Origin of the sequence: Saccharopolyspora sp. NPDC000359, from assembly GCF_040300525.1 — a bacterium.
In the GTDB taxonomy this organism is placed as follows: Bacteria; Actinomycetota; Actinomycetes; order Mycobacteriales; family Pseudonocardiaceae; genus Saccharopolyspora.
The window spans coordinates 1-11257 of record NZ_JBEPDU010000092.1 but is presented as its reverse complement, the minus strand read 5'-3'; the positions used below and the strand labels follow the sequence as shown (position 1 = coordinate 11257).

Annotated in this window: 8 protein-coding genes; 4 read left to right on the top strand and 4 right to left on the bottom strand. The window is 70.8% G+C overall.

Annotated elements, in window-relative coordinates:
• The 3 genes from metK to ABT324_RS32730 form a co-directional block, all read right to left on the bottom strand.
• Positions 1 to 807, bottom strand: an 807-nt coding sequence (gene metK / locus ABT324_RS32740; protein WP_351185577.1) for a methionine adenosyltransferase, incomplete at its 3' end; no start/stop codon positions are given.
• Between the two features lie 75 nt (positions 808 to 882).
• On the bottom strand, positions 883 to 2589 hold the full coding sequence (locus tag ABT324_RS32735; RefSeq protein WP_351185574.1) for a glycine/sarcosine N-methyltransferase: 1707 nt from the start codon (positions 2587 to 2589) through the stop codon (positions 883 to 885).
• A gap of 709 nt (positions 2590 to 3298) precedes the next feature.
• A complete protein-coding gene (locus ABT324_RS32730; RefSeq protein WP_351185571.1) occupies positions 3299 to 4999 on the bottom strand; it encodes an AMP-binding protein in 1701 nt (566 codons plus the stop codon).
• Positions 5000 to 5406: 407 nt separating this feature from the next.
• On the opposite strand from ABT324_RS32730, the gene ABT324_RS32725 reads away from it, so the two are divergent.
• From ABT324_RS32725 to ABT324_RS32715, 3 genes are all read left to right on the top strand, one after another.
• Positions 5407 to 7161 carry a glycoside hydrolase family 2 protein gene (locus ABT324_RS32725; protein ID WP_351185580.1) on the top strand — a complete coding sequence of 585 codons (1755 nt, stop codon included), beginning with the start codon at positions 5407 to 5409 and terminating at the stop codon, positions 7159 to 7161.
• A gap of 110 nt (positions 7162 to 7271) precedes the next feature.
• Positions 7272 to 8285 carry an aldose 1-epimerase family protein gene (locus ABT324_RS32720; protein ID WP_351185568.1) on the top strand — a complete coding sequence of 338 codons (1014 nt, stop codon included), beginning with the start codon at positions 7272 to 7274 and terminating at the stop codon, positions 8283 to 8285.
• Positions 8286 to 8340: 55 nt separating this feature from the next.
• Positions 8341 to 9186 (top strand): alpha/beta fold hydrolase, encoded by an 846-nt coding sequence (locus tag ABT324_RS32715; RefSeq protein ID WP_351185565.1) that lies wholly within the window; start codon positions 8341 to 8343, stop codon positions 9184 to 9186.
• A gap of 7 nt (positions 9187 to 9193) precedes the next feature.
• On the opposite strand, the gene ABT324_RS32710 is transcribed toward ABT324_RS32715, so the two are convergent.
• Positions 9194 to 10093, bottom strand: a complete 900-nt coding sequence (locus ABT324_RS32710; RefSeq protein WP_351185562.1) for an alpha/beta hydrolase — start codon at positions 10091 to 10093, stop codon at positions 9194 to 9196.
• A 136-nt stretch (positions 10094 to 10229) separates the two neighbouring features.
• On the opposite strand from ABT324_RS32710, the gene ABT324_RS32705 reads away from it, so the two are divergent.
• The coding region (locus ABT324_RS32705) for an acetolactate synthase large subunit (RefSeq protein WP_351185559.1) at positions 10230 to 11257 on the top strand (1028 nt) is incomplete at its 3' end.

Sequence of the window (11257 nt, the reverse complement as noted above, 5' to 3'; positions counted from 1 at the left end):
GCCGCCGTAGGTGTCGACGATGATCTTGCGACCGGTCAGCCCGGCGTCGCCCATCGGACCGCCGACCACGAACCGGCCGGTCGGGTTGACCAGCAACCGGGTGTCCGAGGAGTCCAGCCCGACCCGCTCGATCTCCGGGTCGATGACCTTCTCCTTGATGTCGCCGGTCAGCATGCCCTCGAGGTCGATGTCGGCGGCGTGCTGGGTGGACAGCACCACGGTGTCCAGCCGGACGGCCTGGTCACCGGCATACTCGATGGTCACCTGGGTCTTGCCGTCAGGCCGCAGGTAGGGCAGCACGCCGTCCTTGCGGACCTTGGTCAGCCGCCGCGACAGGCGGTGCGCCAGCGCGATCGGCAGCGGCAACAGCTCGTCGGTGTCGGTGCAGGCGTAGCCGAACATCAGGCCCTGGTCACCGGCGCCCTGCTTGTCGACCTCGTCCTCGGCGCCCTCGACGCGCGACTCGTGCGCGGTGTCCACGCCCTGGGCGATGTCCGGGGACTGCGAGCCGATCGCGACGTTGACGCCACAGGAGGCACCGTCGAAGCCCTTCGCGGAGGAGTCGTAGCCGATCTCCAGGATCTTCTCCCGCACGATGGTCGGGATGTCGGCATAGGCCTGGGTGGTCACCTCACCGGCCACGTGCACCTGACCCGTGGTGACCAGGGTCTCCACCGCCACCCGCGACTTCGGGTCCTGGGCCAGCAACGCGTCCAACACGGCGTCGCTGATCGCATCGCAGATCTTGTCCGGGTGTCCCTCGGTCACCGACTCACTGGTGAACAACCTGCGGTTGATCTCACTCACGACTGCTCCTCACCTCACACTGCTGCGGCTGTGATCCTTGCGTACGGCGGTGACCATTTACGGCACCGGGGGGTCTCAGGCCCGGGCGTGGATGATGCCCCAGGCGAGGTTGCCCGCCTTGCCACCGGAGACCCAGTTCTTCAGACCGGTCTTCATCTTGGTCCGGTACTCGTCGCTGATCTTGTCCGCGAGCTCGGCCTCGCGGTCCTCCAGGACCTCCAGCACCCGGCCGTAGTGCACGGCCAGGTACTCGGTCAGGTCGTCGAACTCGAAGTTCTGCAGGCCGAGCCGGGCGAGCTCGCGGCGGTAGAACGACGGCGAACCCATGGTGTCCAGGTTGAGCCGGTCCAGGATCGGCCCGAGGTCCTTGGCGCGGGCCCCGTCGGCGGCCATCGGGTCGGTGAAGAGGAACGAGCCGCCGCCCTTGAGCACGCGGGTCACCTCCTCCAGCACCCGCTCCCGGTCACCGCTGTGCAGGATCGCGTCCTGCGACCAGACGATGTCGAAGGCGTTGTCCTGGAACGGGATGTCCTCGAAGGAACCGTCCTTGACCTCGATCAGCTCGTCGAGCCCGGCGGCCCGGTTGAACTCGATGTTGCGGGCGTTCTCCACCTCGCTGAGGTTCAGGCAGGACACCTTGCAGCCGTAGGTCGCGGCCAGGTGCCGGGCGGCGCCGCCGTAGCCGGAACCGATGTCGAGGATGCGGGTGTCCGGGGTGATCTCGACCTTGGCGGCCATCCGCTCCACGGTCCGGCGGGACGCGGCGTCGATGTCCTCGTCGGGCGTCTGGTAGATGCCGACGTGGATGTCGTTGCCGCCCCAGACGTGGTAGTAGAAGTTGTCCGCGTCCGCCGAGTTGTAGTAGTCGCGGGCGGTGTGCACCGCGGTCGAGTAGACGTCGGAGAGCTCCTCGTCGGGCCGGTACTTCTTCTCCGCGACGTGGATGAAGAAGTCCGGTTCCTCGTCGTGGTAGGTCTCCTGGAAGTCGCCGTAGGTGTCGATCCGCTGGAAGCCGACCTCGCGCATCAACCGCCGCACGTAGTTCTTCCGCAGCGGGTACATGTTCAGGAAGAATTCAGATTTGTCCGGGAACGTGTACTTGAAGCGCGCCAGGCCCTCGTCGATGTAATCCGGCTCCGCGGAAACGTCCTCGCCGGCGTAGTAGTAGGTGTGCTTCGAGGAGAAACCGCTGTCCAGAATCGCGTCGTAATTCCGCTGGTCGATGATCAGCACGCCGTCGTGCTTGAGCATCGCGTAGAACTCGGCGAGCGCTTTGCGCCGATCCCGCTCGGAGAACAGGTGCGTGAACGAATTTCCCAGGCAGATGATCGCATCGTATTCGCCGTGGACGTCACGATTCAGCCAGCGCCAGTCCGCGTGCACCACCCGCAGGATGTGCCCGCCGTAGGTCAGGCCGTTGCTGAAGGCCTTGGCCAGCATCTGCGGGCTGCCGTCCGCGCTGACCGCGTCGAAGCCCTCCTCCAGCAACCGCACCGAGTGGAACCCGGTGCCGGTGGCCACGTCGAGCACCGAGCGCACGCCGCGGGCCTTGAGCTGGTCGATGAAGAACGAGCCCTCGCTCTCGTAGCGCTTCTTCCAGTCGATGAGCTCGTCCCACTTCTCCACGAAGCTGCCGACGTACTCGTGGGTGTAGTGGTCCGACTCGCGCACTTCCAACGGATTCTCGCCGAACACCTGCTCCTCACGCGCCACCAGGTCCGCGGTATCCGGAGTTCCGGAGCCTGCTGCGCTGGAGTCCAGGTCGTCCACGCTCTTGGCCATGCTTCACTCCCACCACTCACGTTGGTCATGCGCCACCGCACACAACTCGAGTACGCGTGAATCCGCACCCGAGCCCGGCCGTGGCCGTGCCGGGTCGCCACTGCGAAAAAGGCAACACCTCAGATCGGCGCGGGCAGCCGAGAAACGCTCAAGGCCGCGATCGCAACGCCGATCGCACTCGATCGGCACCTTTGCCGATCAGCGCTGACGCGGAATTCCTGCGTCGGTTTACCAACCTAGGCGAAGGAGATCTCAAAGCAAGCGTACAAACGTGTGACGCTAATCACCGGAATGCGATGATAGCGTGATTCGCGAAGTCACCCTGGGTAAATGAATGCGCCGCTACCAGCGCCAATTCGGGGCATTTGCGCGGAGGGTAACGATTGGGTGCGTGCAGAACGTCACCGAGTTGTGTATAATCCGCGCGGAAGGCACTTACCACAACAACTGGAAATTCCGCAACCCGCGCGTCGGCCAATATTCGATAAATGCGGCGCCGCGGCGGTCGGCCCCTTCCCTTTTCGGCCATTCCATCGCGAGGCGGACCCCGGATGTTACGATGCCGGGCCACGCGGCGCGACCCCTTTTGGCGAGAACGGGCCCCCACCCGCAGCACCACCCCCTGCCGCTCCTCCGCCCGGCCCACCGGAGCGCTCCGGGAGGCCGAGTTGAAGGGTGGCACGCACCAGGGGTGCGCGCCACCTGGCCGTCACCCCTTCAGCTCCGGGAAGTCCTCCTCGCGGAACTCCCCGGCGCGCCCATCGGCCGACTCCTGCTCCCGGTGGCGCAGCTCGACCCGCCGGATCTTGCCCGAGATCGTCTTCGGCAGCTCGGCGAACTCCAGCCGCCGCACCCGCTTGTACGGCGCCAGCTGCTCGCGGGCGAAGCGCAGGATGGACAGCGCCGTCTCCCGGGACGGCTGGTGCTGCCCCGCCAGCACCACGTAGGCCTTGGGTACCGCCAACCGGATGGGATCCGGCGCGGGCACCACCGCCGCCTCCGCGACCGCCTCGTGCTCCAGCAGCACGCTCTCCAGCTCGAACGGCGAGATCCGGTAGTCGGAGGCCTTGAACACGTCGTCGGTGCGGCCCACGTAGGTGATGTAGCCGTCGGTGTCGCGGGAACCGACGTCCCCGGTGTGGTAGTGGCCGCCCCGCGTCACCTCGGCGGTGCGCTCGGTGTCGTCGGCGTAGCCGGTCATCAGGCCCACCGGGCGCGGCTGCAGCACCACGCAGATCTCGCCCTCGTCGGCGGGTTCGCCGGTGACCGGGTCGAGCAGCTCGACCTCGAAGCCGGGCAGCGGCCGCCCCATCGACCCGGGCCGGACCTGCTGCCCCGGGGTGTTGGCCACCAGCACGCTGGTCTCGGTCTGGCCGAAGCCGTCCCGGATGGTCACCTGCCAGGCCCGCCGCACCTGCTCGATGATCTCCGGGTTCAGCGGCTCACCGGCACCGACCACTTTGGACGGCGGGGTGCCCAGGGTGGTCAGGTCGGCCTGGATCAGCATCCGCCACACCGTCGGCGGCGCGCAGAAGCTGGTGATCCCGCAGCGCTGCATCTGCGCCATCAGCGCCGCGGCGTCGAACCGCTCGTAGTTGTAAATGAACACGGTGGCTTCGGCGTTCCAGGGCGCGAAGACGTTGCTCCAGGCGTGCTTCGCCCACCCCGGCGAGGAGATGTTGAGGTGCACGTCGCCGGGTTCCAGGCCGATCCAGTACATCGTGGACAGGTGCCCGACCGGGTAGGAGGTGTGGGTGTGCGCCACCAGCTTCGGCAGCGCGGTGGTGCCGGAGGTGAAGTACAGCAGCATCGGGTCGTCAGCCCGGGTGGGCCCGTCCGACGCGAAGTCCTCGGCCGCGCCAGCGCTGTCCGCATAGGACGTCCAACCGGGAACCGGGTCGCCGACCGCGATCCGGGTGTAGCCGCCCGGCACGTCGGCGAACTTCGCCGCGTCGTCCGACGTGGTCACCACGTGCTTGGCGCGGCCCCGGTCGATCCGGTCGCGCAGGTCGGCGGGCCCGAGCAGCGGGGTGGCCGGGATAATCACCGCGCCGAGCTTCATCGCGGCCAGGATGGTCTCCCACAGCTCCACCTGGTTGCCCAGCATGAGCACCAGCCGGTCGCCGCGGGCCACGCCGAGCTCGCGCAGCCAGTTCGCCACCTGGTTGGAGCGGCGCGTCATGGCGCGGAAGGACACCTTGCGCTCGGCGCCGTCGGATTCGACGATCCACAGCGCGGTGCCGTCCCGCCGCTCCCCGATGGTGTCGAACCAGTCCAGCGCCCAGTTGAACTCAGCCGGTCGTGGCCACCGGAACTCCCGCCGCGCGGTGTCGTGGTCGGTGCGGTGCCGCAGCAGGAAGTCCCGTGCGGTCAGGAACGTCTCGGTGGCGGTACTGCGGGACTCGGTCACGTGCACACCCTCCTGGGCTCGGCAACATCGGCGCGAAGCTGAAGCGGGCCAACAACGTAACCCCGCTGCGCCCAGCGGATCCACGCCGCTGCTCCGATTTGCGGGCCCTCATTCGGCCGCGTTGACTGTCCGTGCGTTCATGGTCATTGTTGTCGATTGATGGTGCTCCGTGTTCGATCAAGATCGCCCCGGCGGTGAGGAGTGGTCCGGCATGGGCTCGAGCGGCGGTGCGGGCAGCGGTCCTCCGGCGGGAACCGCCTCCTCACCGGTGCTGCGACCCCCGGTGACACCGCGCGCCGTGCCACCTCCGGAGGGCCGGGACCCCCGATGGCAGCTCCCTTGTTCTGGAGGCAACCTTGTTGCTGCGCGCCCTGCTGCTCACCGCGCTGTTCGCGGCTTCCTCCGGGATCCCCGCGCCCGCCGTGGCCGCCGCTGATCCCTGGCGGCCCAAGCCGCCACCGCTGACCACGCCGTGGACCGACCAGGTCGGCCCGGACAACGCGCTGCCCGAGTACCCGCGACCGCAGCTGACCCGGGAGCGCTGGCTGAACCTCAACGGCCTGTGGGCCTACGGCGCCGGGGACGCCCCGCCGGAGGAGGCCACCGAGCAGGTCCTGGTGCCCTACCCGCCGGAATCGGGGCTGTCGGGCATCCAGCGGCACGACGACCACATGCTGTACCGGCGCACCTTCGAGCTGCCGCCGGACTGGGCCGGGCAGCGGGTGCTGCTGCACTTCGGGGCGGTCGACCAGAAGGCGGAGGTGTCGGTCAACGGCCGCCTGGTGGCGGTGCACGAGGGCGGCTACACCTCGTTCAGCGCGGACATCACCGACGCCCTCACCCCCGACGGCGAGCAGCAGGTCGAGGTCGCAGTGGAGGACCGCAACGACGCCAACCCGCACCCGGTGGGCAAGCAGCGCAACCAGCCGGGCGGGATCCTCTACACCGGGGCCTCCGGGATCTGGCAGACCGTGTGGCTGGAGCCGGTGCCGCAGGAGCACATCGCCAAGCTCGACATCACCCCGGACCTGACCGGCTTCGACCTCACCGCGCACACCACCGCCCGCGGCGGGCAGCGGTTCGAAGCCGTCGTCCGCGACCGGGACGGCCGGGAGGTGGCGCGGGAAGAGGGCCGGGCGGGCACCCCGCTGCGGCTGCCGGTGGCCGAGCCGCGGCTGTGGACCCCCGACGACCCGCACCTCTACGACATCCAGGTCCGGCTGCTCGACTCCGGCGACGTGGTGGGCAGCTACGCCGGACTGCGCACCATCGAGCTCAAGCCCGACGAGCAGGGGCGGCCCCGGCTGGCGCTCAACGGCGCGGTCCTGTTCCAGCACGGGCCGCTGGACCAGGGCTACTGGCCGGACGGCATCTACACCGCGCCGACCGACGAGGCGCTGCGCTACGACCTGGAGGTCACCAAGCGGCTGGGCTTCAACATGGTCCGCAAGCACGTCAAGGTCGAACCGGCCCGCTGGTACCACTGGGCGGACCGGCTGGGCCTGCTGGTGTGGCAGGACATGCCGTCGCTGCCGATCGACCTCGCCGACCCGCCGGGCAGCAACCCGCCGCCGGGCGAGCAGGCGCGCGCCAACTTCCGCACCGAGCTCACCGCGATGATCGACCAGCTGCGCAGCGTCACCTCGATCGTGGCGTGGGTGCCGTTCAACGAGGGCTGGGGCGAGTTCGAGACGGCCGAGGTCGCCGAACTGACCCGGCGCGCCGACCCCACCCGGCTCATCGACATCAGCAGCGGGGTGAACTGCTGCTACTCGCTGCCCGACAGCGGAGCCGGGGACATCTACGACGACCACACCTACGTCGGGCCGGGCCGCCCCGAGGTGCGCGACGGCCGCGCGGTGGTGGACGGCGAGTACGGCGGGCTCGGGCTGGTCGAGGAGGGCCACCTGTGGCCGGGCGAGCCGGGCGCCTACGAGATGACCGACAGCCGGGAGGCGCTGACCCGCCGCTACGGCGAGGTCAGCGACGAGCTGGTGCGCGTCATCGAGGCCAACGGGCTCGCCGCGGCGATCTACACCCAGACCACCGACGTGGAGAACGAGGTCAACGGCTTCCTCACCTACGACCGCCGGGTCCTCAAGCCGGACCTGGCCTCGGTCCGCGCCCACAACCTCGCCGCCATCGACGCGGGCACGCCCTGACACCGGGTGGCGCCGCCCGGCGGCCAGGGCCAGGCTGATCGGCGATCACGAACCCCGCACCCGACCGGTCGGCTCCGCCCGGGGCCGACCGCCGGACTGGAGGAAGCACGATGCGACGCTTCAGCAGACGCGCAGCGCTCGTCACCGCAGCCGGGGCCAGCACGGCCGTCGCGCTGGCCGGACCGGCCGCGGCCCGGCCGCCCGGCGGTGCGCCGACCGCCCACGGCCGGTTGTACGAGATCCGGTCCGGTCGGCAGCGCGCGGTGGTCGCCGGGGTGGCCGCGACGCTGCTGTCCTGGCAGGTCGACGGGGTGGAACTGCTGCTCACGCACCGCGCCGACGAGGTCGGCGAGGGCTACCGGGGCAAGACGATCCTGCCCTGGCCCAACCGCATCGACCACGGCCGCTACACCTTCGACGGCCAGCAGCTACAGGTCCCGATCAACGAGCCGGAGCGCGATGCGGCGCTGCACGGGCTGATGAGCTTCGTGGAGTGGCAGCCGGTCGAGCACCGCCACGACCGGGTGGTGCTGGAGCACCTGCTGCCGCCGACCTACGGCTACCCGTTCCAGCTGGCGTTCCAAATCGAGTTCGCGGTGGACGGCACCGGGGTGCGCAGCACGCTGACCGCGCGCAACGTCGGCCGCACCGCCGCCCCGTTCGGCACCGCCAACCACACCTACCTGGCCGCGGGCGGCGACCGGATCGACGACGTCGTGCTCGAGCTGCCCGCCAGCACCTACTACCTGGTCAACGACCGGCTCATCCCGACCGGGACGGCGCCGGTCGAGGGCACCGAGTACGACTACCGCCGGGCCCGGCCGATCGGCGCGACCGAGATGGACACCGCCTTCACCGACCTCCGCCGCGGACCGGGCGGCGACGCCGTGGTGCGCTTCGCCCGCCCGGACGGCGTCACCGCCGAGCTCTGGGTCGACCGCACCCACGGCTACCTGCAGGTCTACACCGACGACAGCCCGAGCGCGGACCGCCCGGAGCGGCAGGGCATCACGGTGGAGCCGATGACCTGCGCGCCCAACGCGTTCGTCACCGGCGACGGCCTGATCACGCTGGCACCGGGTGGGACCCACCGCGGCAGCTGGGGCTACCGGATCGCCGCCTGAGGCACCCGGCGTCGTGGTACTCGGTCCGGCGGGCCCGAGCAGTACAGTGACCAGCGTGGCCGAGTACATCGAGATCCCCACGCCCGCTGGGAAGTTCGACGCCCTCACCGCCGGTCCGCGCGATGGCCGCCCGGTCCTGCTGCTGCACGGCTTCCCGGAGGCCGCCGTGCAGTGGAGCGAGCAGCTCGCGGTGCTCGGCGGCGCCGAGTGCTTCGCGGTCGCGCCGGACCAGCGCGGCTACTCCCCCGGCGTCCGCCCGCAGCAGGTCAGCGACTACCGGATGGCGGAACTGGTCGGTGACGTGCTGGCCATCGCCGAGCACTTCGGCTGGCAGCGCTTCGACCTGGTCGGGCACGACTGGGGCGCCGCGGTGGCGTGGGCGACCGCGGCCGCGCACCCCGAGCGGCTGCGCACCCTGACCGCCGTCTCGGTGCCGCACCTGGACCCCTTCAACGCGGCGATGCGCACCGACGAGGACCAGGCCCAGCGGTCGGCCTACATCCAGGGCTTCCGCTCCTCCACCGCGGAGAAGGCGCTGCTGGCCGACAACGCCAAGAAGCTCCGGCGGATCTACTACCCGGGCGTGCCGGAGCACCACGTCGACGACTACGTGCAGCGGCTGACCGAGCCGGGCGCGCTCACCGCGGCGCTGAACTGGTACCGCGCGGCGCGCTTCGACGGCGGTGGGATCGGTCCGGTCGAGGTGCCGACGCTGTACGTGTGGAGCACCGAGGACGTGGCGATCGGCTCCACGGCGGCGCTGGCCACCGCCCAGCACGTCACCGGGCCCTACCGGTTCGAGATGCTGGAGGACGTCTCACACTGGATCCCGGAGGAGGCCCCGGACAGCTTCAACCGCCTGCTGCTGCAGCACCTGCTCGCGCACCAGGACGAGGACTGAGCGGGGCTCAGGGCTGGCTGCTCGTCAGCGCCCCGGCCAGGAACTCGACGAACTCGGTGCCCACCGCCTCGAACACCGCGCCCTCGTGGCCGCCGGGCAGGAAGGTGACCACCGGGGTGTTGTCGTGCCGCTCGATGAGCTCGTTGATGCCGTCCAGGAACGGGTCGGCGTCGCCGGTCCACACGCCGACCGGCACGTCCCCGAGGTCGTCGAGGCGGTGCAGCGGGTCGACGGCCAGCCACTCGTCCTCGGTGGCGAAGGCCTCCTTCTCCCGCATGCCCTCCCAGCTGACCTGCAGCGCCGGGGCAACCTCGGCGACGGCGGAGACGGGCTGGCCCGCCAGGTTGCGGTCCGCGGCGTAGGTCAGCGCGCCGAAGCCGCCGGTGGAGATGCCCGCGACGGCGAACGGCAGACCCTCCTCGTCGCCGAACCCGCGTTCGGCCAGCCAGCCCGGCAGCTCCTCGTTCAGCATCGCGGCGAGGTCGCCGTTGGCCGAGCCGTCGTTCCAGTACGGGTTGTAGCCGCCGTCGACCACGGCGAAAGCGAACGGTGGGATGCGGCCCTCGCGGTGCAGCCGCTCCAGCGAGGCCAGCGTGTCGTAGGGGATCGGCGTCGGCTCCACGCCGTCACGGCCGTGCAGGTAGAGCACGACCGGCAGGTTCTCGGTGGACTCCAGGCCGGTCGGGTAGGCCAAGTACAGCTGGGTGTCGGTGCCGCGGTGCTCGGAGTGAACCAGCTCGGTGCGGATCTCCGGCATGTCCAGTTCGGACACCGCCGGTTCGGCGTCGACGGCCGGGGCGGGCGGGAGGGCCGGAGCGGGCGGGGCCGGTGGCGTCGCGCACCCGGCGAGCGACACGGCCACCACCGATGCCGCGAGCAGGCTTCCGAATCTCCGTGCGCGGGACACGCCACCTCCAACGTCCGACAGGCCCGGTTACCCACGTTACCGACCTGGAGATCCTTGCCAGCGCGGCGGGTGACCGACAGCATGTTCGGCGAGATCCGTCGGCGCGGACGGGTCGGAGCGCTGAGGAGTGGGGCACGTGAAGGGTTCCGAGAGCTTGCTGGCCACCGCGGTCGCCGCGGGGGTGCAGGTCTGCTTCGCCAATCCCGGCACCACCGAGATCCCGCTGGTCGAGGCGTTCGACCAGGTCACGGGCTTGCGGGCGGTGCTGGCGCTGTCCGAGGGGGTGGTGACCGGGGCCGCCGACGGGCACGCCCGGATGACCGGCGCCCCGGCGATGACGCTGCTGCACCTGGGCCCCGGTTTCGCCAACGGGATCGCCAACCTGCACAACGCGCGCCGCGCCCGCACCCCGCTGATCAACCTCATCGGCGAGCACGCCAGCTGGCACCAGTCCGCCGACGCGCCACTGACCAGCGACATCGAGTCGCTGGCCGGTCCGGTGTCGGGTTGGGTGGGCCGCACCACGTCCGCGGCCTCCGCCGCCGCGGAGTTCGCCGAGGCACACCGCGCGGCCCGCCAGCAGCGGCTGCCCGCCACGCTCATCGCCGCCGCCGACCACATGTGGGAGCGGGGTGGCGCGCCCGCCGACGTGCTGGCGGTGCCCGGCCCGCCGCGAGTCGATGACCAGCAGGTCACCGAGGTCGCCAAGCTGCTCACCAGCGGCGGCGCGCGGCCAGCCCTCCTGCTCGGCGGGAGCGCGCTGGGCCCCGAGGGCGTCCGCACCGCCGCGCGCATCGCGGCCACCGCCGGTGGTGTGGTGTTCGCCGAACGCTCCCCGGCCCGCGTCGACCGCACCCCGGGAAACCCGCCGGTGCGCCCGATCCCGTACTTCCCGGAGGACGTCCTCCGGGCGCTGGACGGGTTCTCGCACCTGGTGCTGGTCGGTGCCCGGACGCCGGTCTCGTTCTTCGGCTACGAGGGCCTGCCCAGCTTCCCGGTGCCCGACGGGGTCGAGGTGCGCACCCTGGCCGACGTCGACCAGGACGCGCTCGACGCGCTGCGGGTGCTCGCGGAGGCGACCGGCAGCGCCGCCGGCGAGCTCCCGGCGCCCGCGACGCCGGAGGTGGCGGTGCCGGAGGGCGCGCTGTCCGTGTCCGAGGTCGA

What these genes read in the sequence shown, in the direction of transcription:
- ABT324_RS32735 (WP_351185574.1), bottom strand. Translation starts at nt 2,589, where the DNA reads ATGGCCAAGAGCGTGGACGACCTGGACTCCAGCGCAGCAGGCTCCGGA.
- ABT324_RS32720 (WP_351185568.1), top strand. Translation starts at nt 7,272, where the DNA reads ATGCGACGCTTCAGCAGACGCGCAGCGCTCGTCACCGCAGCCGGGGCC.